At 66.2% G+C, this 20,805-nt stretch carries 17 protein-coding genes; 2 read left to right on the forward strand and 15 right to left on the reverse strand.

The annotated features are described in order from the left end of the window. Positions 1 to 61: 61 nt before the first annotated feature. The 3 genes from phaC to ACT2FV_RS25615 form a co-directional block, all read right to left on the reverse strand. Positions 62 to 1,936: a class I poly(R)-hydroxyalkanoic acid synthase gene (gene phaC, locus ACT2FV_RS25605; protein ID WP_151051611.1), complete on the reverse strand. Its 1,875-nt coding sequence runs from the start codon at positions 1,934 to 1,936 to the stop codon at positions 62 to 64. 369 nt (positions 1,937 to 2,305) lie between these two features. Then, positions 2,306 to 3,145, reverse strand: coding sequence for a peptidoglycan editing factor PgeF (gene pgeF, locus ACT2FV_RS25610; RefSeq protein ID WP_444505069.1), 840 nt, complete (start codon positions 3,143 to 3,145; stop codon positions 2,306 to 2,308). A 6-nt stretch (positions 3,146 to 3,151) separates the two neighbouring features. After that, positions 3,152 to 4,360 carry an RluA family pseudouridine synthase gene (locus ACT2FV_RS25615; RefSeq protein WP_059604426.1) on the reverse strand — a complete coding sequence of 403 codons (1,209 nt, stop codon included), beginning with the start codon at positions 4,358 to 4,360 and terminating at the stop codon, positions 3,152 to 3,154. Between the two features lie 41 nt (positions 4,361 to 4,401). Between ACT2FV_RS25615 and ACT2FV_RS25620 the strand changes: the two genes are divergently transcribed. After that, entirely contained in the window at positions 4,402 to 5,226 is an 825-nt protein-coding gene (locus tag ACT2FV_RS25620; protein ID WP_059604424.1) for an outer membrane protein assembly factor BamD, read from the forward strand. An 81-nt stretch (positions 5,227 to 5,307) separates the two neighbouring features. Here ACT2FV_RS25620 and ACT2FV_RS25625 read toward each other — a convergent pair whose 3' ends face one another. The 3 genes from ACT2FV_RS25625 to ACT2FV_RS25635 all read right to left on the reverse strand — a co-directional run bounded on the left by ACT2FV_RS25625 (position 5,308) and on the right by ACT2FV_RS25635 (position 8,649). After that, entirely contained in the window at positions 5,308 to 7,551 is a 2,244-nt protein-coding gene (locus tag ACT2FV_RS25625) for an ATP-dependent DNA helicase (protein WP_444505070.1), read from the reverse strand. A gap of 55 nt (positions 7,552 to 7,606) precedes the next feature. Then, entirely contained in the window at positions 7,607 to 7,822 is a 216-nt protein-coding gene (locus tag ACT2FV_RS25630) for a YdcH family protein (protein ID WP_006755091.1), read from the reverse strand. Positions 7,823 to 7,899: 77 nt separating this feature from the next. Continuing rightward, entirely contained in the window at positions 7,900 to 8,649 is a 750-nt protein-coding gene (locus ACT2FV_RS25635; protein ID WP_124622667.1) for a hypothetical protein, read from the reverse strand. Positions 8,650 to 8,809: 160 nt separating this feature from the next. On the opposite strand from ACT2FV_RS25635, the gene ACT2FV_RS25640 reads away from it, so the two are divergent. Further along, positions 8,810 to 11,134, forward strand: a complete 2,325-nt coding sequence (locus tag ACT2FV_RS25640) for a Tex family protein (protein ID WP_444505071.1) — start codon at positions 8,810 to 8,812, stop codon at positions 11,132 to 11,134. Positions 11,135 to 11,250: 116 nt separating this feature from the next. On the opposite strand, the gene ACT2FV_RS25645 is transcribed toward ACT2FV_RS25640, so the two are convergent. The 9 genes from ACT2FV_RS25645 to hfq all read right to left on the reverse strand — a co-directional run bounded on the left by ACT2FV_RS25645 (position 11,251) and on the right by hfq (position 20,790). After that, complete coding sequence (locus tag ACT2FV_RS25645) at positions 11,251 to 13,164, reverse strand: potassium transporter Kup (RefSeq protein WP_124622663.1); 1,914 nt, start codon at positions 13,162 to 13,164, stop codon at positions 11,251 to 11,253. 274 nt (positions 13,165 to 13,438) lie between these two features. Further along, positions 13,439 to 14,035, reverse strand: coding sequence for a phosphoribosyltransferase (locus ACT2FV_RS25650; protein ID WP_059604405.1), 597 nt, complete (start codon positions 14,033 to 14,035; stop codon positions 13,439 to 13,441). An 8-nt stretch (positions 14,036 to 14,043) separates the two neighbouring features. Further along, positions 14,044 to 15,390, reverse strand: coding sequence for an adenylosuccinate synthase (locus ACT2FV_RS25655; RefSeq protein WP_124903547.1), 1,347 nt, complete (start codon positions 15,388 to 15,390; stop codon positions 14,044 to 14,046). A 113-nt stretch (positions 15,391 to 15,503) separates the two neighbouring features. Then, positions 15,504 to 16,652, reverse strand: coding sequence for an ATP phosphoribosyltransferase regulatory subunit (locus tag ACT2FV_RS25660; protein ID WP_059604400.1), 1,149 nt, complete (start codon positions 16,650 to 16,652; stop codon positions 15,504 to 15,506). Positions 16,653 to 16,753: 101 nt separating this feature from the next. Further along, complete coding sequence (locus tag ACT2FV_RS25665) at positions 16,754 to 16,945, reverse strand: DUF2065 domain-containing protein (protein ID WP_009687995.1); 192 nt, start codon at positions 16,943 to 16,945, stop codon at positions 16,754 to 16,756. Between the two features lie 36 nt (positions 16,946 to 16,981). Continuing rightward, entirely contained in the window at positions 16,982 to 17,881 is a 900-nt protein-coding gene (gene hflC, locus ACT2FV_RS25670; RefSeq protein ID WP_444505072.1) for a protease modulator HflC, read from the reverse strand. Positions 17,882 to 17,896: 15 nt separating this feature from the next. Continuing rightward, entirely contained in the window at positions 17,897 to 19,255 is a 1,359-nt protein-coding gene (gene hflK, locus ACT2FV_RS25675) for an FtsH protease activity modulator HflK (RefSeq protein ID WP_226116093.1), read from the reverse strand. A gap of 47 nt (positions 19,256 to 19,302) precedes the next feature. Further along, complete coding sequence (gene hflX, locus ACT2FV_RS25680) at positions 19,303 to 20,478, reverse strand: GTPase HflX (protein ID WP_185633731.1); 1,176 nt, start codon at positions 20,476 to 20,478, stop codon at positions 19,303 to 19,305. Between the two features lie 72 nt (positions 20,479 to 20,550). Beyond that, the gene (gene hfq / locus ACT2FV_RS25685; protein ID WP_006399927.1) at positions 20,551 to 20,790 is read right to left on the reverse strand and encodes an RNA chaperone Hfq; all 240 of its coding nucleotides are present in this window, start codon (positions 20,788 to 20,790) and stop codon (positions 20,551 to 20,553) included. Between the last annotated feature and the right edge of the window lie 15 nt (positions 20,791 to 20,805).

Genomic DNA, 20,805 nt, shown 5'->3' on the forward strand with positions numbered 1-20,805 from the left:
CTACCGGCCCTGTTAAAAAACTGCGGTGCACCGGACAGCGTGCGCCGCTGTCCGTCTTTCGTCAATCGCGCTGCAACACGTAGCGGCCCGGCGCCGGCTCGATCACCGGGAACTGCGCGGAACCGGCCTTGGCGGGCGGCGCCACCTTGCGGCCGCCGTACTGGTCGAGCCACTCGACCCAGGTCGTCCACCAGCTGCCCGGCTGCTCGGTCGCACCGGCAAACCAGTCGTCCGCGGATCCGGGCAGATCGTTGTCGTTGACCCAGTAGCTGCGCTTCTTCTTCGCCGGCGGATTGATCACGCCCGCGATGTGGCCCGACGCGCCGAGCACGAACTTCAGCGGGCCCGTCAGGATCGACGTCGATGCGTAAGCCGTCTGCCACGGCACGATGTGATCCTCGCGCGACCCGTAGATGAAGGTCGGCACGTCGATGCGCGACAGGTCGACGGATTCGCCGCACACGGTCAGCGCGCCCGGCACGCGGAGCTTGTTCTCGAGATAGGTATTGCGCAGGTACCACGCGTACATCGGGCCCGGGAGGCTCGTCGAGTCGCTGTTCCAGTACAGCAGGTCGAACGCGGCGGGCGTGCGGCCCTTCAGGTAGTTGTCGACGACGTAGTTCCAGACGAGGTCGTTCGGCCGCAGGAACGAGAACGTGTTCGCGAACTCGACGCCGCGCATCAACCCCGGCGCCGCGCCGCTCTTGCCGCCGATGGTCTGCTCGCGCATCTGCACGTGCGCCTCGTCGACGAACACGTCGAGGATGCCGGTGTCGGTGAAATCGAGCATCGCGGTCAGCAGCGTCATCGACGCGGCCGGGTGTTCGCCGCGCGCGGCGAGCACCGACAGCGCGGTCGCGAGCATCGTTCCGCCGACGCAGAAACCAAGCGTGTTGATCTGCTCGCGGCCGCTGATCTGCTGCACGGCGTCGATCGCCGCGAGCAACCCTTCGTTCATGTAGTCGTCCCACGTCTTGTGCGCGACCGACGCATCGGCGTTGCGCCACGACACGAGGAACACCTGATGGCCGTTCGACAGCGCATGCGCGACGAGCGAATTCTCGGGCTGCAGGTCGAGGATGTAGAACTTGTTGATGCACGGCGGCACGATCAGGAGCGGCCGCTCGAACACCTTGTCCGTCTTCGGCGCGTACTGGATCAGCTGGATCAGGTCGTTCTCGTAGACGACCGCGCCTTCGGTACACCCGAGGTTCTTGCCGACCACGAATTGCGATTCGTCGGTCTGCGAAATTTTGCCGCGCTGCATGTCGCCGAGCAGGTTCATCATCCCCTGCCGCAGGCTTTCGCCCTGCGTCTCGAGGATCGACTTCTGTGCATCGGGATTGAGCGCCAGGAAGTTGCTCGGCGCGGCCGCGGCGGTCCATTGCTGGACGGAGAACCGGATGCGTTCGCGCGTCTTCGGATCGGTCTCGAGCGCGTCGGCCAGTTCCTGCAGGTAGCGCGCGTTGAGCAGATACCACGCAGCCGCGAACGCATGCGCGGGCGACGCCTTCCATGCATCCGCGCTGAAGCGGCGGTCCTTCAGTTCTGGCGACTCGAGCTTCGCGGCGGCGGCCTGCTGCATGAGCGTCACGCAGTCGCGCGCATAATCGGCCTGCAGCTTCTGGAGCCGTTCAGGCGGGATCGCGGCCACGGGCAGCTTCAATCCCGCGAACGGCGAAGCCAGGCCGCCGAAGGCGCCCAGATCGGGCATCGACGGCATCTGGAACGGCACGGATGTCGGGAACTGGAATGCGGCGAACGGATTCGCCGTGGTCGCCGCCGTTGCAGCGCGCGCCGGATCGGCGAAACCGCGCCAGGCGTTCAGCCATGCCTCGAACATCTGCTGCATCGGCTGGGTAGCCTGGTCGAATCCGGTGCTGCCCGCGAAAGTGCCCGCTTGAGCGGACGTCGACGAATTTTTCGATGCTGTCATTACCTGCCTTACCGGTGATTCGTGAGCGTCAATCGTGAAATCCTGCTCGCGCGCGGCGTGCCGGCTGCGAGCCGGGCCGTCATGCTCTGGAGAGGCGTCTCCAGATTCTGCCGCAGTGCGGTATTTTTATCATTATCGTTTTCCCCATGTGAAGCACTGCGTCAAACCACCGAGCATTTCTGCTCGGAGATAATCCGCGCGAAACAAGCTGGACAAGGCTTCCGGCGAAACATAAAACATTTTGATTGACTTGACTTCGCGATTATTCATTCGATTGTCCATGCAACGCCGCATTGCCGCGCCAATATCGCAATAACCGATTTCGCAGCGCAACAAGCCAAGCCGCGCGCGCACGTGCGCGGTCAGCAGTCAATCGGCCAGCCAGATCGCCGCCGCCATGCGGCCGGTCACGCGGTCGCGCCGGTACGAATAGAAGCGCGCGCGTTCGGTGACCGTGCAGGCGGTCCCGCCGCTCACGTGCGTCACGCCTGCGCGCGCGAGGCGCAGGCGCGCAAGCGCGTAGAGGTCGGCGAGGTACTTGCCGGGCGCGCCGTCGATCACGACGAACGCTTGCCGCGTCTCATCATGCTCCGACTGCGGAGCCGTGTCGAGAAACGCCTCGCGCACGTCTGCGCCGACCTCGAACGCCCGCGGGCCGATCGCGGGCCCGAGATACGCATGGAGATCATCCGTCGCGCCGCCGGCGAGTGCCGCGACGCCGGCCGCGGTCTGCTCGACGATGCCGGCCACGAGCCCGCGCCAGCCAGCATGCGCGGCACCTACCGCCCGGCCCCGCGCGTCGCACAACAGCACCGGCAGGCAATCGGCGACCATCACGACACAGACCGCGCCCGCGCGGTCCGTCACGCTCGCGTCGGCCTGCACGAGCGCCTCGGCACCCGGCGCGGCCTCGATCACTTCGTCCGCACGCACGATCCGCGCGCCGTGAACCTGTTCGAGCCATGCCGCTCGCGACTGGCCCGCCAGCGCGAGCAAGCGCGCGCGATTCGCGGCGACATGGGCCGGATCGTCACCGGTGTGCAGGCCGAGATTCATCCCGCCCGGCAACGCGGCGCCGTCCTGCCAGCGCCCGTACGGGCCCTCGCTCACGCCGCCGTCGCGCGTCGTGATCAGCGCACGCACGCGCGGCGCCACCTGCCAGTCGGGCCGCACGCAGTCCTGCCACGTCAACGGCGCCAGGTTCGTCATCGGCACTCACTCCTCCTCATCGTCGTAATCGTCGTCGTGATCCTGATATTCGCCGGCGAAATCGTCATCGTCGTAGACACCGTCTTCATCGTCGAATTCCTCGTCGCCCTGCCCGAAGCCCAGCGCCGCGACGAGCGCGTTCATGTCGTCCGGCAACGGGCAACGCCACTGCATCGTCTTGCCCGTGACCGGATGCACGAGGCCGAGCCGCCAGGCGTGCAGCGCCTGCCGCGCGAACCCGCCCGGCAGCGGCGCGACCGAGCGCTTGCCGCGCGCGCGCCCGTACACCGGATCGCCGAGCAGCGGATGCCCGACATGCGCGCAGTGCACGCGGATCTGGTGCGTACGGCCGGTTTCGAGATCGCACTGGATCGCGGACACCGGCTGACGTTGCCACATGCATGTGTCAACCGTACGGAAATGCGTGCGCGCGGGCTTGCCCGACGCGCCGGTGACGACGGCCATGCGCGTGCGCTCGCGCGGATCGCGGCCGATCGGCGCGTCGATCGTGCCGTCTTCGGGCATCATGCCCCATACGAGCGCGAAATAGCGGCGCTTCACGGTACGCGCCTGCAGCTGGCGCACGAGGTCGGTCTGCGCGGCGAGTGTGCGCGCAACCACCATCAGGCCGGACGTCTCCTTGTCGAGCCGGTGCACGATGCCCGCGCGCGGCAGGCCGGCCGCCGCGTCGCCGTAGCGGTGCAGCAGGCCGTTGAGGATCGTGCCGCTCCAGTTGCCGGCAGCTGGATGGACGACGACGCCCGCCGGCTTGTTGATGACGACGAGCGCGTCGTCCTCGTAGATCACGTCGAGCGGCACCGGCTCCGGCGTGAACGCCAGCTGCTCCGGCAGCAGGTCGGGCACGAGCTCGATCCTTGCGCCGAGCGGCACCGGCTGGCGGATCTTCGCCGGCGCGCCGTCGACCAGCACGCGCTGCGCCTCGATCCAGCTCTGCAGGCGGCTGCGGGAGAATTCGGGGAACAGTTGGGCAAGCGCTTTATCGAGGCGCTCACCCGCGAGCGACAGCGGCACTTCGACGACGCGCGGGGCCTCGTCGACCGCCGCGGACGGCACGACAGGCGGCTGCATCGCGCCTGCAGCCAGATCGTCATCGGGGGAATCCCCCGACGCAGCGTCGGCGGGCCGATCGCTTGGGCTATAATCTTCGCGATTTGACTTGCCCTGCGGGGCATTCTGCGAACTTGAACGGGTCATTTAGACTGGGTCACCGAGACTTGAAGCTAGGACATGCGAGCATGATGAATTCGACCAAACGTACGGCCAAAACCGTCGCCGCCCGAGCTGCGGCGGTAGCGGCCGCGGCCCTCATCGCCGGCTGCCACGGCTTGCCGCAGAAGCAGGACGAGACGGCTACCTGGTCGAACAACAAATTATACTCAGAGGCCCAGGACGCACTGTCCGGCGGCGACTGGGGCAAGTGCGCGAAATATTTCGAATCGCTGCAAGGTCGCGATCCGTTCGGCCATTTCGCGCAACAGGCGCAGATCAACGTCGCGTACTGCAACTGGAAGGACAACGAAGCGGCAGCCGCCGACCAGGCCGTCGACCGCTTCATCCAGCTGCATCCGGATCACCCGGATATCCCGTACGCGTACTACCTGAAGGGGATGATCCACTTCAACGACGATCTCGGCCTGTTCGGCCGCTTCTCCGGCCAGGACATGAGCGAGCGCGATCCGCAGGCACTGCGCGAATCGTACGACGCGTTCAAGGTCGTCGTCGACCGCTACCCGAAGAGCAAGTACGCACCCGACGCCGCCGCCCGGATGCGCTACATCGTCAACGCGCTCGCCTCGCACGAGGTGCACGCGGCCGACTACTACTATCGGCGTGGCGCGTATGTCGCGGCGATCAACCGCGCGCAGCTCGCGATCAAGGACTACAAGGGCGCGCCGGCGATCGAGGACGCGCTGCACATCATGATCCTGTCGTACGGCAAGCTGAACCAGCCGGAACTCGCGGAAGACACGAAGCGCGTGCTCGCGGGGACCTTCCCGGACAGCCCGTACATCACCGGCCATTCGCGCCCCGGCACGAAGAAGTCGTGGTGGCAGTTCTGAGCGACGCCCGAGCACCAACAAAAAACCCGGCCATCGAGCCGGGTTTTTTGTTGGTGCCGCCCGCAGCAGGCAACAGCGCGATCACGCGCGCTTTGCCGCGCGATGTTCGTCGAAGAAGTCCTGCACGACCGCGATCTCGCGGGTGCGCTTGAACGGCGGCAGGCTCTGCCAGATCCGTCGACCGTAAGGCTTGTCGACGAGCCGCGTGTCGCAGATCATCAGCACGCCGCGATCCGTCTCCGCGCGAATCAGCCGGCCTGCGCCCTGCTTCAGCGTGATCACGGCCTGAGGCAGCTGGTGAACCGCGAACGGGCTCAAGCCCTTCTTGGTCAGCGCGTCGAGCCGCGCGGCCAGCACCGGATCGTCAGGCGGCGCGAACGGCAGCTTGTCGATCACAACGAGCGACAGCGCGTCGCCGCGCACGTCGACGCCTTCCCAGAAGCTCTGGCTGCCGACGAGGATCGCATTGCCGTACGAACGGAAACGATCGAGCAGTTCGGTACGGCTGGCATCGCCTTGCACCAGCAGCGGCGTGTTCCAGCCGCGCGACTCGATCACATCGCGCAGCTTCGACGCGATCCGGTCGACTGCGCGCAGCGTCGTGCACAGCATGAAGACGCCGCCGCCCGACGCCTCGATCGCCGGCAACGCCGCATCGAACACGGCATCGGTAAACGCCGGCGACGACGGCTGCGGCAGGTTGCGCGGCACATACAGCAGGCCCTGCGTCTGATAGTCGAACGGGCTTGCGAGGGTCATCGAGCGCCGCGAGCTGAGGCCCATCTGGGCCGCGTAGTGCGTGAAGTCGCCGCGCACCGACAGCGTCGCCGACGTGAACACCCACGCGCGGGGCACGCCGGCGCGCTGCTTCGCGAAAATCGGCGCGACCGACAGCGGCGTCTCGTGCAGCTGGACGGTATGTGCGAACACTTCGACCCAGCGCACCTTCTCGTTCGGGTCGTCGGTGGCCGCCTTGTCGCCGGCTGCCGCGGCATCGGCCTTCGCGGCCGCTTCCGCCGCGCCGGGCGCAACCCAGCCCGCGAGCAGGTCCTGCAGCTCGCGTGCGCGCCGCAGGCACGCGCCGAGCGACTCCGCCCGCTCGGCCTGGCTCGCGAGCGCCGAGGCAAGCGCATCGAGCGCCACTTCGAGCGCGTCGAGCGCGGCGAACATCGGGTGATCGTCGCCCAGTTGCGCGAGCGACATGCGCACGATCTGGTCGTTCGCGAACGCGAGACGCAGGTCGCGCGCCGCACGTTCGAGATCGCCGCCGAGCTTCACCCACTCGACCGCATCGCGCGCATGGCTCAGGCCTTCCGCGACCGTGTCGCGCGCAAGTTCGAGGATCTGCGTGGTCGACAGCGTCTCGCCGAAGAACAGCGTGGCCGTCTCCGGCAACTGGTGCGCTTCGTCAAAGATCACCGTGTTCGCGTTCGGCAGCAGCTCGGCCATCCCGGTGTCGCGCAGCATGATGTCCGCGAAGAACAGGTGATGGTTGACGACGACGATGTCCGCCTGCTGGGCCTCGCGGCGCGCCTGCATCACGAAGCATTCCTTGTAATGCGGGCACTCCTGGCCGAGGCAGTTGTCGCGCGTCGACGTGACCATCGACCACACCGGTGCCGTCTCCGGCACGCTCGCGAGTTCGGCCTTGTCGCCGCTCTTCGTGACCTTGGCGAACCGGACGATTTCCTGCAGGTACGCGGTATCCTGGCGCGACGGCAAGCGACCGTTGTCGGCCGTGCGCTGCAGGTAGTAATGGCACAGGTAGTTCGAGCGGCCCTTGAGCATCGCGACCGTCACCGGCACCGCGAGTGCGTTGCGCACGGTCGGGATGTCGCGCTGGAACAGCTGGTCCTGCAGGTGCTTCGTGCCGGTCGATACGATCACCTTGCCGCCCCACAGCATCGCGGGCACCAGGTACGCATAGGTCTTGCCGGTGCCGGTGCCGGCCTCGACGATCAGCGTATTGTCGCCAGCGTCGCCGTCGGCTTCGGGCGCAACACCCTCCGCGGCGGATTCGGCCGCCTTGTCGCCTTCGCCGAGGCGGCGCGCCGGCCGCTTGCGGGTCTCGAAGATCTCCGGCTCGGGCATCCGGCGCGCGGACGCCTCCATCGCGGACGCGACCGCGCGCGCCATCTCGATCTGCGACTGACGCGGGTGATAGCCGTCGAGCGCGCGCGCGAGCAATCCGCCGTCGCCGAAGATCGTGTCGAGTTCGTCGACGCGTTTGCGGCTCAGCTCGAAGGTGCCTTCGGGCGCACGAACGCGCCCGGCGGACGACGCGTCACGCCGGGAATCGGGTTTGGCATCAATCGGTGAATTCAAGGCAAGCGTTCCTGTGTCCAGCGCCCGAGCGGCGCCGGCGCTTGCCAGGCCGCGCTCAGGCGCGCTTATCCGGTTCCAGCTGCGATTGCAGCAAAATGATTTTGTCCTTGGCCGCCAGCTTTTCCTTCTTCAGCCGGTGCAGCGTGATGTCATCGATGTCGGAGTGTCCTTCCTTCAGCTCGATCTCCCGAGCGAGCTGCTGGTGCTGCTCCTGCAATGCAGCCAAACGGTTGTGCAATTCCTGCTGCTGTTCCGTGGGACGGTTTTGCATATGCGCCTCCTCATCGAAGCAGCGCGCCGACTGGCGTGCCGGCACGCACGAGACTGACTCCGGATCAATCCAACACGTTACTGCCCCTGCTGTTGCTGCTTGGCCTTGTCGGCCGCTTCCTGCTGACGCCGCTCGACATCGGCCTTGTGCTGGGCGGCTTCCTTCTGCTTCTGCTCGTAGCGCGCGGCGTTGTCCGCCCGCTCCTGCGCCTTCTGCGCGCCCTGCTGGCGCGCCTGGTCGAGCTTGCGCTGGAAGTCTGCCTGCTTCTGGTCGTATGCCTGCTTGTTCGCGGCGCGCTGCGGGCCTTCGGCGCCGCGCTGCGCCTGCTTCAGCGCATTCTGCTCCTGCTTGTCGCGGAACGCAGCCGCGTTCGCCGCATCGTTCGCCGCGCGCTGCGGCGCTTCCGCCGCATTCTGCGCCTGCTTCAACGCCTGCTGCTGGTCGCGCTGCTGCGCCCGCACCGCGCGCTGTTCGTCGTCGAGCGCGAGCTGCTCCTGACGGATGCTCGCCCGCTCCTCACGCATCCGGTCGCGCGCATTGCCGAGACAGTGATTGACGAAGAACTTGCTGTAACAATCGTGCTCCGCCACGGCATAACGATAATCGTTTTCCGCGGAACGTTGATTGAGCACTTTTTGACGGGCGTCAAAATCCTGCGTGGTGGAGGGGGCGACGGGCGCGGCCACTGCGGCGTCCGGCGCGGTGGCGCCCGATGCCTGTGCGTACGCGACGGTAGACCCGGCGGACAAAGCCGCGGCGAGCGCTGCGCCGAGCGCGACGAGAGAAATGCGGGAAGTTGGCAACGTCGTAGGAAAGCTGCGGGACATGTGTCAAATTCTATCACCCCCGGCTGGACGCTCCGCCATTTATGGCAAAATGCCCCGCTTCACTCACCCGCGGCATCTGGTCCGGCGGGCCCGTCTTGCAGCCCGCGGCGCGCGGCCTGCCGGCCCGCGCCGCGATTTCAGCAGGCAGATCATCCACGACATGACGGATACCGTAGCACTCAAGATCGTACAGCGCATCGCCACCGAACTGTCCGTCCAGCCGCGCCAGGTCGCGGCGGCAGTGCAACTCCTCGACGAAGGCTCGACCGTTCCGTTCATTGCCCGGTACCGCAAGGAAGTGACCGGCAACCTGGACGACACGCAGCTGCGCCAGCTCGAGGAACGCCTCCTGTATCTGCGCGAGCTCGAGGATCGCCGCGCGGCGATCCTGTCGAGCATCGACGAACAGGGCAAGCTGACCGACGAACTGCGCGCCGCGATCGACGCGGCCGACAGCAAGCAGGTGCTCGAAGACCTTTATCTGCCGTACAAGCCGAAGCGCCGCACGCGCGCGCAGATCGCGCGCGAAGCCGGCCTCGAGCCGCTCGCGCAGGCGCTGCTCGCGAATCCGCTGCTCGACCCGCAGACGGAAGCAGCCGCGTACGTCGATGCCGACAAGGGCGTCGCCGACGTGAAGGCCGCGCTCGACGGCGCCCGCGACATCCTGTCCGAGCAATTCGGCGAAACAGCCGAACTGCTCGGCAAGCTGCGCGACTACCTGCACAGCCAGGGCGTCGTGTCCTCCGCGGTCGTCGAAGGCAAGGAAAACGAGGAAGGCGAGAAGTTCCGCGACTACTACGACTACGCGGAAACGATCCGCACCGTGCCGTCGCATCGCGCGCTGGCACTGTTCCGCGGCCGCAATGCCGGCGTGCTGACCGTCAAGCTCGGGCTCGGCGAGGAACTCGACGCGCAGATCCCGCATCCCGGCGAAGCGATGATCGCGCGCCATTTCGGGATCGCGAACCAGAGCCGCCCGGCGGACAAGTGGCTGTCCGACGTGTGCCGCTGGTGCTGGCGCGTGAAGGTGCAGCCGCACATCGAGAACGAACTGCTCACGCAACTGCGCGAAACGGCGGAAGCCGAAGCGATCCGCGTGTTCGCCCGCAACCTGAAGGACCTGCTGCTGGCTGCGCCGGCCGGCCCGAAGGCCGTGATCGGTCTCGACCCCGGCCTGCGCACGGGCGTGAAGGTCGCCGTGGTCGACCGCACCGGCAAGCTGCTCGCGACCGATACGATCTACCCGCACGAGCCGCGGCGCGACTGGGACGGCTCGCTCGCGAAGCTCGCGCGCATCGCCGCGCAGACGCAGGCCGAGCTGATCAGCATCGGCAACGGCACCGCGTCCCGTGAAACCGACAAGCTCGCGAGCGAGCTGATCGCGAAGCACCCCGAACTGCGGCTGCAGAAGATCGTCGTGTCGGAAGCCGGCGCGTCGGTCTACTCGGCGTCCGAACTGGCCGCAAAGGAATTCCCGGAACTCGACGTGTCGCTGCGCGGCGCCGTGTCGATCGCCCGCCGCCTGCAGGACCCGCTCGCCGAGCTCGTGAAGATCGAGCCGAAGGCGATCGGCGTCGGCCAGTACCAGCACGATGTGAACCAGCGCGAACTCGCCCGCTCGCTCGACGCGGTGGTCGAGGATTGCGTGAACGCGGTCGGCGTCGACGCGAACACCGCGTCGGTCGCGCTGCTCGCACGCGTCTCGGGCCTGAACGCCACGCTCGCGCGCAACATCGTCGACTACCGCGATGCGAACGGGCCGTTCCCCTCGCGCGATCACCTGCGCAAGGTGCCGCGCCTCGGCGACAAGACCTTCGAACAGGCAGCCGGCTTCCTGCGCATCAACGGCGGCGAGAATCCGCTCGACCGCTCGTCGGTCCACCCGGAGGCTTATCCGGTCGTCGAACGGATCCTCGCGAAGATCAACAAGCGGATCGACGACGTGCTCGGCAGCCGTGATGCGCTGTCCGGCCTGTCGCCGACCGAATTCGTTGACGAACGTTTCGGCCTGCCGACCGTGCGCGACATCCTGTCCGAACTCGAAAAACCGGGTCGTGACCCGCGCCCCGAATTCAAGACCGCAACGTTCCGCGACGGCGTCGAAAAGGTGTCTGACCTGATGCCGGGCATGCTGCTTGAAGGTGTCGTGACGAACGTCGCGGCGTTCGGCGCATTCGTGGATGTCGGCGTGCACCAGGACGGCCTCGTCCACGTGTCCGCGATGTCGACGAAGTTCATCAAGGATCCGCACGAAGTCGTGAAGGCCGGCCAGGTCGTCAAGGTCAAGGTGCTCGACGTCGACGTAAAGCGTCAGCGCATTTCGCTGACGATGCGCCTCGACGACGAAGCGGCCCCGCCCGGCATGGCGCCGCGCGGCGGCCAGGATCGCGGCAATGCCGGCCGCGGCGCGGCGCGCCCGCAGCGTTCGCGCGAGCCTGAACCGGCCGGCGCGATGGCTGCGGCGTTCGCGAAGCTGAAACGCTGAACACGCGAAGGCTGTCGACGCACCAAAAAAAGCCCGCCGGAAGGCGGGCTTTTTCATGGCTTCGGCAAGAAGCGTTGCCGGATCGGCGTGGGCCGCCTATGCGGCCCGTGCACCGATCAGATTTCGATCTTGGTGCCGAGCTCGACGACGCGGTTCGCCGGGATCGAGAAGAAGTCGGTCGGCTTCGCCGCGTTCTGATGCATCCATGCGAACACGCGTTCGCGCCAGATCGACATGCCGGGCAGATGCGTCGGCACGACCGTTTCGCGCGCGAGGAAGAACGACGTGTCCATCAGTTCGAACGTCATGTCGTGCGTGCGGCCGAATTCCTCGAGCACGGCCTTCACGTCCGGCGTCTCGTTGAAACCGTATTCGGCCTTGACGATGTACAGACCGCCGCCCGCGTCACGTGAACTCAGGCGCTTGTCGTCGCGCACGTACGGGATGTCGCGCGTGACGAACGTCAGGAAAATGGTCCGCTCGTGCAGCACCTTGTTGTGCTTCAGGTTGTGCAACAGGCTGACGGGCACGAGCTTGTCGTTACCGGTCAGGTAGATCGCCGTACCCGACACACGGTGCGGCGGATGCGCGAGCAGCCCCTGCAGGAACGGCTCGAGCGGGATACCGTCGGCAGCCGTACGCTCCTTGACGATGTGGCGGCCCTTGTACCAGGTCATCAGCAGGAAGAACAGCAGCGCGCCGATGCCGAGCGGCAGCCAGCCGCCCTGCGCGACCTTGAGCAGGTTCGCGCCAAAAAAGCCGAGGTCGACCGCGAGGAACACCGCGATGATCGCGCCGACGAGCAGCCGGTTCCAGTTCCATACCTTCACCATCACGACAGCCGCGAGCACGGTCGTGATCACCATCGTCGCCGTCACCGCGATACCGTACGCGGCGGCGAGGTTGTCGGAGCTCTTGAAGCCGATCACGATGCAGAGGATCACGAACAGCAGCAGCCAGTTCACGACCGGCACGTAGATCTGGCCGATCGCCAGCTCGGACGTATGCAGCACCTTCATGCGCGGCACGTAGCCGAGCTGGATCGCCTGCGACGTCAACGAATACGCGCCCGAGATCACGGCCTGCGAAGCGATCACGGTCGCAACCGTCGACAGCACGACGAGCGGCAGCAGCGCCCACTCCGGCGCCAGCAGGAAGAACGGGTTCTCGATCGCCTTCGGGTTCTGGATCAGCAGCGCGCCCTGGCCGAAGTAGTTCAGCACGAGCGACGGCATCACGAGCCCGTATGCGGCGAGGCGAATCGGCTTCGCGCCGAAGTGGCCCATGTCCGCGTAGAGCGCTTCCGCACCGGTCAGCACCAGCACGACCGAACCGAGCACGACATAAGCCTGCAGCACATGCTCCGACATGAACGACGCCGCGTAATACGGGTTGATCGCCGCGATGATGCCCGGCACGCGCGCGATGTGATACACACCGAGCGCCGCGATCGCGATGAACCACAGCACCATGATCGGCCCGAACAGCTTGCCGACCATCGCGGTACCGTGACGCTGGATCCAGAACAGCGCGATCAGGATCACGATCGTGATCGGCATCACGAGATGGGACAGGTGCGGCGTCGCGATCTCCAGACCTTCGACGGCCGACATCACGGAAATCGCCGGCGTGATCACCGCATCGCCGTAGAACATGCACGCGCCGAAGATACCGAGCGCCATCAGCGCGCCCGCGACGCGGGTTTTCGAGTCGAGCGGCCGCAGCGACAGCGCCATCAGCGCGAGCACGCCGCCCTCGCCGTTGTTGTCGGCCCGCATCACGAACAGTAGATACTTGATGCCGACCACCAGGATGATCGCCCAGAACAGCAGCGAGATCACCCCGAGAATCGAGCCTTCGGTGAGCGGAATGCCGTGTGCGGGGCTGAACGCCTCCTTCAGCGAATACAGCGGGCTCGTGCCGATGTCGCCGAACACGACGCCGATGGCCGCTATCGCAAGCGCCCGCATCGAGTGTTGGTGCGTCGAATGCGCATGGGCTGCGTCGGTCGCCTGGATCGTGTCGTTCATATGAAGCTTAATAATCGGGTCCGGTTCGGACAAAACGAGCGCTATTCTACTCGCGCCCCCCTGAAAAACCGTCCTGCCCTGTTGCCCTGAAGCCACGTGATCCACGCTGCGCATGCAATCCTGCGCGAGCTGTGGCAGGGCTGCCATCATAGCCGGGGCCGCGACGTCTGCCTACCGTCAAGACCGATTGTGGTACCCACCAGGCCCGGCGCCGCAATGAAAAACGGCGCCGCAAGCGGCGCCGTACAAGGCTTTCCTTCGATCAGCCGGACACTTACGCGCCCGAGCCGTCGCGCTGCGCACGACCGCGCTTGATCCACGCCTCGAGATTATGCGGACGAACCGTGTCCCACTCTTCGAACGGCTGATGAATCCACGGATTCGTCGGCAGATACTGCGTGTGATAGTCAGGCTTGATCTTCGAGCAACCCTTGTACCAGAGCACCGCCGAGCGCACGGCCTTGACCGCCGGATAGCGCTCCTTCAGGTGCTCCTGCACGCGCGCGAGCGTGACGCCCGAATCGACGAGATCGTCGACCAGCAGCACGTTGCCCTCGAGGTTGCCACGCGTCATCGTGATGTACTGCGCGATGTCGAGCTCGCCTTGCTCGGTGCCGGCCGCTTCGCGGTACGAACTCGTCGCGAGGATCGCGAGCGGGACGTCATAGATGCGCGACAGTTGGTCGCCGACGCGCAGACCGCCGCGCGCGAGGCACAGGATCTGATCGAACTTCCAGCCCGATGCATGCACCTGGAGCGCAAGCAGCTCGATCAGACGATGGTATTCGTCCCAGCCCACCCACAGGTTCTTGTCGTCGTTGCGCGGATCGGTCATCAAGTCTGCCGCCGTCATCGTGATTTGCTGCGTCATGCTGAGAATTACACCTTGAACGGGTGGCGAAGCAGGATCGTCTCGTCGCGATCCGGCCCCGTCGAAACCATGTCGACCGGCACGCCGGCCACTTCCTGGACACGGGCCAGGTATGCCTGAGCATTCGCCGGCAGCGCGTCCCACGCCTTGATGCCGACGGTGCTTTCCTTCCAGCCGGCAAACGTTTCGTACACGGGCTCGCAACGCGCGACGTCGGCCGCACCGCGCGGCAGGATGTCCACGTCCTTGCCGTCGATCTTGTAGCCGACGCACAGCTTGACTTCATCGAGGCCGTCGAGCACGTCGAGCTTCGTCATGCACAGACCCGACACGCCGTTGATCTGGATCGAGCGGCGCAGCGCCGCCGCGTCGAGCCAGCCGGTGCGGCGCGGACGGCCGGTGACCGAGCCGAATTCCTTGCCGACGTTCGCCAGCGTAACGCCGACCTGGTCCTGGCGCTGCGGGTTGTCCGCGTCGTACAGCTCGCTCGGGAACGGGCCCGAGCCGACGCGCGTGCAGTACGCCTTCGTGATGCCGAGGATGTAGTTCAGCTTCTGCGGACCGACGCCGGCGCCGGCCGATGCCGCACCCGCGACGCAGTTGCTCGACGTGACGAACGGATAGGTGCCGTGGTCGATGTCGAGCAGCGTGCCTTGCGCGCCTTCGAACAACAGGTTCTGACCGGCGTTGTTCGCGTCGTACAGGCGGCGCGACACGTCGGCCACCATCGGCTTCAGGCGATCGGCGTAGCCGAGCATCGTGTCGAGCGTGGCCTGGAAATCGACGGCCGCGCCACCCAGGTACTGGGTCAGCACGAAGTTGTGGAAATCGAGGTTTTCGCGCAGGCGGTCGGCGAAGGTCTTCGCGTCGAACAGGTCCTGCACGCGCAGCGCGCGGCGGCCGACCTTGTCTTCGTACGCGGGGCCGATGCCGCGGCCGGTCGTACCGATCTTGCCCGCACCCTTACGCGCCTCGCGCGCCTGGTCGATCGCAATGTGGTACGGCAGGATCAGCGTCGTGGCTTCGGAGATGAACAGGCGATCGCGCACGTTCACGCCGGCCTCTTCCAGCTCGCCGATTTCCTTGAACAGTGCCTCGGGGGACAGGACAACGCCATTGCCGATGTAGCAGGCGACGCCTTCACGCATGATGCCCGACGGAATGAGGCGCAAGATGGTTTTCTTGCCGCCGATGATGAGGGTGTGGCCGGCGTTGTGACCGCCCTGGAAACGCACGACGCCCTGAGCGTGGTCCGTCAGCCAGTCGACGATCTTGCCCTTGCCTTCATCACCCCATTGCGTTCCCACGACGACGACATTGCGCCCGGGAGTCACGTTCACTGCGCTGGCAGACATGTTGATTCGTTAGCTGGTTAAAAACGTATTCTACCTATGTTCGCGGGCGATTCCGAATTTTTCCGTTTCGCTTCAACGATATGCACGCCGAACGACGGCCCGCGAACGCCTGTTTAACGGGGTTCGACCACCCATGCGCCGTTACGCTCGACGAGCGAACGGTCGCACGCGAACTCGTCGAGCACGTGGTCGTGCCCCGGCAACGCCTGGATCACGACCTCGCCCGCATCGCGCAGCGCCGCAACGGCCGCGCTCAGCGCGTCGTCCTGTGCCCACGGCGCGAGAATTGCAGTGCCGCGCGCCTCGATCGGCGAAATCCGCGCGAGCTCGCGCAGGTCGAGCGAGAAGCCCGTCGCCGGGCGGGCGCGACCGTAGGCCTGGCCCACGTGGTCGTAACGGCCGCCGCGCGCGATCGCGTTCGGCACGCCATCGATGTACGCCGTAAACATCGCGCCGCTGTGGTACGCGTAGCCACGCAGGTCGGCGAGATCGATCGCCACCTCGACGCCCTTCGCCTGCGCCGCGAGCTGCGCGAGATCGTCGAGTGCGCGCGTGATCTCGGGCAGCACCGGCAGGCGTGCACGTGCCTCGTCGAGCACGCTCGCGTCGCCATACAGGTGCGGCAGCGCCCGCAGCGCCGCGCGCGTATCGGCGCCGAGATCGTCGGTGAGTTCGTTCAACAGCGGCACGTCCTTGCCCGACAGCGCGTCGTGCAGCGCCTCGCCGCGCTCGGCGGCCTGCGCGTCGCGTGCGAGCAGCGCCGCGAGCACGCCCGCGTGACACAGATCCAGACGGATCCGCGACAGCCCCGCGAGGTGCAGCGCGTCGAGCATCAGTTGCTGGATCTCCAGATCGGCTTCCAGCCCGGCATGACCGTAGATTTCGGCGCCGATCTGGATCTGTTCACGCGTCGCATGCAGGCCGCGCGGACGCGTATGCATCACGTGACCCGCATAGCAGAGGCGCGTCACGCCCTGGCGGTTCAGCAGGTGCGCGTCGATGCGCGCGACCTGCGGCGTGATGTCCGCGCGCAGGCCGAGCGTGCGGCCCGACAGCTGATCGACCAGCTTGAAGGTGCGCAGGCGCAGGTCGGCGCCGCCGCTCGTCAGCAGCGACTCGAGATATTCGAGCAGCGGCGGCATCACCATTTCGTAGCCGTACGAACGGAAGCGATCGAGCAGCCTGCGGCGCAGCTCCTCGATCTTGCGCGCTTCCGACGGCAGTACGTCGGCGATATTCTCGGGAAGTAACCAGGTCGACATCGGTACGGTCCTACGACAGGAAACAGGGCGCGACACGCGCGCCGCGAGATGAATCGGAAATCGGAAATCGGGCGGAACGAACGGCGGGTGCGCCGTCCGGATCAGGTGGCGAGCAGCAACAGGACGAGCCCGAGCGCCATCACGATGAGCCCGCCGATCCGGATATGATGCGGCGGCCGCTCCGCTATTCTACGAAACGTGTCGCGCCAGGCGACGGGAAACACGAAGGGGAACGCCCCCTCGATAATCAGCATCAGTGCTACCGCGAGCAACAACGAGCCAGCCAGATCCATGCGAGCGACGGCGCCGCTCGATGCGGCGCCCCAAGGTCAGTGTTTGCGGGGAGCGGGTGCCGCCGGTGCGGCACCGCCCGTCGAGCTGCGCATGAAGCGGAAAAACTCGCTGTCGGGGTCGACGACGATGATGTCGTTGCGCTTGAAGGTATTCCGGTAAGCCTGCAGGCTCGCATAAAACTGATAGAACTGCGGATCACGGCCAAACGCTTCGGCGGCGATCGACGCGGCCTTCGCGTCGCCCTCGCCCTTGACCATCTGCGCGGACTTGTACGCATTCGCGAGCACCGCCTGCTGTTCGCGTTCCGCGTCGGCCTTGATCTGCTCGACATCGGCGGCGCTATCCGCACGCACCTGTGCGGCCTGGTCGCGCAGCGCGGCAATCATCCGCTGATAGACGGCATCCGTCTGCGCAGCCGGCAAGTCGACACGCGTCAACTGCACGTCGACCACGTCGACGCCCAAGCCGGATGCCTTCGCGCGAACCGCCTCGCGCACCGCATTGGCAATGTCGCGCTGGCCGCCGAGCGCGTCGTCGAGCGCGCGCTTGCCGAACGCGTCGCCGAGTGCGCTCTTCAGCGCGCCGGCCAGATGCTCGGTGGCAGCCGCCGGGTCGCCGCCCGTGGCCGTGAAATACTTCATCGGATCGCTGATCCGGTACTTGACCGCATACGCGACAAGCAGATCGTGCTTGTCTTCGGTCGCCAGTTGCAACGGATCCGACGACTCGAGCGATTGCAGGCGCGTGTCGATCAGCGTCGCCGTCTGCAACGGCGGCGGCAACTTGAAATGGATGCCGGGGCCCGCGAGTTCGGGTTGCGCGCCGTCGCGGCCCGACAACACGGCAGTGTGGCGCGGGTCGACGGTCAGGACGGTCGACGACGCCGCGAAGGCGGCGATCACGATTGCGACGACGAGCGCAATGATTCGGTTCATGTTCTGCGCTCTCCGTTACTTCGTATCGTCTTCACGCGAGCGGCTGCGGAACGCTTCGCGCGACCGCAGCACGTCGCTGCCCGGTGCGGGCGCCGCCGCGGACGAAGCCGCGCTCGCGGGTGCACTCGATGCAGCGGCAGCCGGGGCCGACGCCGCGGCGGGCTCGGATGCACCGGCCGGCGTCGCGGCATTCGTGGCATTCGCGACGTTTTGTCGCCCCTGCTCGACGAGCTTGTCGAGCGGCAGATACACGACGCTGTTGCCACCCTTGTTGCCGACGAACACTTTCGTCGCGTTCGAATAGATTTCCTGCATCGTCTCGAGGTACATCCGCTCACGGATCACCGCGGGCGCTTTCGAATACTGTGCATAGACCTGCTTGAACCGGTCGGCGTCGCCTTCTGCTTGCGTGACCACGCGATCGGCATACGCCTTCGCTTCATCGGCGAGTTTCGCGGCATCGCCCTGCGCCTTCGGCAGCAGGTCGTTCGCATAGGCCTGCGCCGCACGCTTCGCGGCCTCGCGATCTTCGCGCGCCTTCGCGACTTCGGCGTATGCGGCCTGTGTCTGCTCGGGTGCTGCGACGTTCTGCATCGTGACGGCCGTGATCTCGAGGCCCGACTGGTAGCGATCGAGATCGCGCTGGATCGCGGCGGACAATTGCTCGCGCAGCGCGTCGCGATCCTGGTTCAGCATGTCGGCCGCGCTGCGCGTGCCGACGATCGCACGCACCGCGGCCTGGGCGGCCTGCGACACACTGCGCTCCGGGTCGACGCTGCGGAACAGGTAGTCGGTTGCCGAACGAATGCGGTACTGGACGATGAAACGCACGTCGACGATGTCGGCGTCGCGCGTCAGCATCGCCGCTTCCTTCACGTTCGCGAGACGCACGACGTTGTTGCGGCCGATCTCGATCGAACGGACCTGCGATGTGTCGACGATCTCGTGCGACGCGAACGGATACGGTGCGCGCCAGTGCACGCCCTGGCCAACCGTGCCGGACAGCTTGCCGAACTGCAGCACGACGCCCGTCTGGCCCTCCTGCACGACGAACAGCCCGCTGCCTGCGTAGACCGCGACCAGCACGCCGATCACGATGCCGACGCCGACACGCGCGGCCCGGCCATTGTCGGGCCGGAAGCCGTTGCCGCCCTTGCCACCGAACAGGCCGCTCAGACGCCGGTTGAAGTTGCGCCACATCTCGTCGAGATCGGGCGGACCGTCACCGTCGCCACCGGGCGGACGCTTCGATTCGTTCGCACGCGGACGGGATCCGTCGTTGCCCTTGCCTTCGCCGCGTCCCCAGCGGGGATCGTTGATTGACAGCAAGGCGCGCATCCGCCGCCAGGTACTCCGCTCGTTGTATTCGTTCACCAGAGTTTGTTCACCAGATTAGACGCCAGCGAACCGGCCGGGACCGGTTAGCGCCCGTGTTCGGAAATCGTGTGGTCTTCGTGCGGTTCAGCGGGTGCGCCGTCGAGCGCGCCGTTGGGTAACGTCGCGCCGGAAAGGTGTTCCGCGGAGGCGATCTCGGCGATGGCGGCACGCAACGCATCAAGACCCTGACCGGTGCGTGCGCTCAAAAAGACGCGCGAAATATTACCATACTCGTCCCGCTCGACCGCGTCGCCGCGGGCCGCCAGCTCGGGCACGGCGTCGATCTTGTTGAACACCAGCACCTGCCGGATCGTGTCCGCACCGATCTCGTGCAGCACGCCGTTCACCTGCTCGATCTGTTCGAGCCGCACCGCGCTCGACGCGTCGACGACGTGCAGCAGCAGATCCGCGTGGATCGTTTCCTCAAGGGTCGCGCGAAATGCGGCAACCAGCTGGTGAGGCAGTTCGCGAATGAACCCCACCGTATCGGACACGACGATCTGACCTGCCTCGTCGCCGAGGTACACGCGCCGCGACGTCGTATCGAGCGTGGCGAACAGCTGGTCGGCCGCATAGGCCTGCGCTTTCGTCAGCGCATTGAACAGCGTCGACTTGCCCGCGTTCGTATAGCCGACGAGCGACACCGACATCGTGCCGCTGCGCGCGCGCTGGCGACGCTGCGTGCTGTGCTGCCGGCGCAACCGGTCGAGCCGCGACTTCAGCATCTTGATGCGCTCGCCGATCAGCCGGCGGTCGGTTTCGAGCTGGGTTTCACCGGGGCCGCGCAGGCCGATACCGCCCTTTTGCCGCTCCAGGTGAGTCCACGCGCGAATCAGGCGGGTCGACAGGTATTGCAACTGCGCGAGCTCGACCTGCAGCTTGCCTTCGTGGCTGCGGGCACGCTGCGCGAAGATATCGAGAATGAGGCTCGTGCGATCGACCACCCGCCTGTTAAGCGCCTGCTCCAGATTGCGTTGCTGGGCCGGTGCCAGTGCGTGGTTGAAGATGACGATTTCGACGTTGTGCGCTTCGCAGGCAAGCCGCAATTCTTCGGCTTTGCCGCTGCCGATGAACATCTTGGCATCGGGACTGGCGCGACGACCCGTGAGGGTGACGGCGGGACGGGCCCCCGCACTGGAGGCGAGAAGACTGAGTTCTTCGAGACTGGCTTCGAAATCGGTCTTGCCGAAGTCGATGCCGACGAGCGCTGCGTTGATCAAATTATCGGGTGTCAAGATAAGGCGGCTGGCATCGGTCGCTCGCGGCGACCGGACGCCGGCCGCTGCGATGGGTTAGGACGAGGCTTCCGCGTCCGGGTGGAAATTCACCGGGCGCGCCGGCACGACCGTCGAGATGGCGTGCTTGTAGACCATCTGGGTCACCGTATTACGGAGCAACACGACGTACTGGTCGAACGATTCAATGTTCCCTTGCAGCTTGATGCCGTTGACGAGATAGATCGAAACGGGAACGTGCTCTTTGCGCAGTGCGTTCAAAAACGGGTCTTGTAACAATTGCCCTTTGTTGCTCATGGCGTACTCCATCTT

Origin of the sequence: Burkholderia sp. PR2 (assembly GCF_052372875.1) — a bacterium.
Taxonomy (GTDB): Bacteria; Pseudomonadota; Gammaproteobacteria; order Burkholderiales; family Burkholderiaceae; genus Burkholderia; species Burkholderia diffusa.

Bases quoted from the DNA above. Each gene is read 5' to 3' on its own strand.
- ACT2FV_RS25615 (WP_059604426.1), bottom strand. From the start codon at position 4,360: ATGACCCGTTCAAGTTCGCAGAATGCCCCGCAGGGCAAGTCAAATCGC.
- ACT2FV_RS25660 (WP_059604400.1), bottom strand. From the start codon at position 16,652: ATGTCGACCTGGTTACTTCCCGAGAATATCGCCGACGTACTGCCGTCG.
- ACT2FV_RS25645 (WP_124622663.1), bottom strand. From the start codon at position 13,164: ATGAACGACACGATCCAGGCGACCGACGCAGCCCATGCGCATTCGACG.
- hfq (WP_006399927.1), bottom strand. From the start codon at position 20,790: ATGAGCAACAAAGGGCAATTGTTACAAGACCCGTTTTTGAACGCACTG.
- pgeF (WP_444505069.1), bottom strand. From the start codon at position 3,145: ATGACGAACCTGGCGCCGTTGACGTGGCAGGACTGCGTGCGGCCCGAC.
- ACT2FV_RS25635 (WP_124622667.1), bottom strand. From the start codon at position 8,649: ATGTCCCGCAGCTTTCCTACGACGTTGCCAACTTCCCGCATTTCTCTC.
- phaC (WP_151051611.1), bottom strand. From the start codon at position 1,936: ATGACAGCATCGAAAAATTCGTCGACGTCCGCTCAAGCGGGCACTTTC.
- ACT2FV_RS25640 (WP_444505071.1), top strand. From the start codon at position 8,810: ATGACGGATACCGTAGCACTCAAGATCGTACAGCGCATCGCCACCGAA.
- ACT2FV_RS25620 (WP_059604424.1), top strand. From the start codon at position 4,402: ATGATGAATTCGACCAAACGTACGGCCAAAACCGTCGCCGCCCGAGCT.
- ACT2FV_RS25650 (WP_059604405.1), bottom strand. From the start codon at position 14,035: ATGACGCAGCAAATCACGATGACGGCGGCAGACTTGATGACCGATCCG.
- ACT2FV_RS25665 (WP_009687995.1), bottom strand. From the start codon at position 16,945: ATGGATCTGGCTGGCTCGTTGTTGCTCGCGGTAGCACTGATGCTGATT.
- hflC (WP_444505072.1), bottom strand. From the start codon at position 17,881: ATGAACCGAATCATTGCGCTCGTCGTCGCAATCGTGATCGCCGCCTTC.
- ACT2FV_RS25630 (WP_006755091.1), bottom strand. From the start codon at position 7,822: ATGCAAAACCGTCCCACGGAACAGCAGCAGGAATTGCACAACCGTTTG.
- ACT2FV_RS25655 (WP_124903547.1), bottom strand. From the start codon at position 15,390: ATGTCTGCCAGCGCAGTGAACGTGACTCCCGGGCGCAATGTCGTCGTC.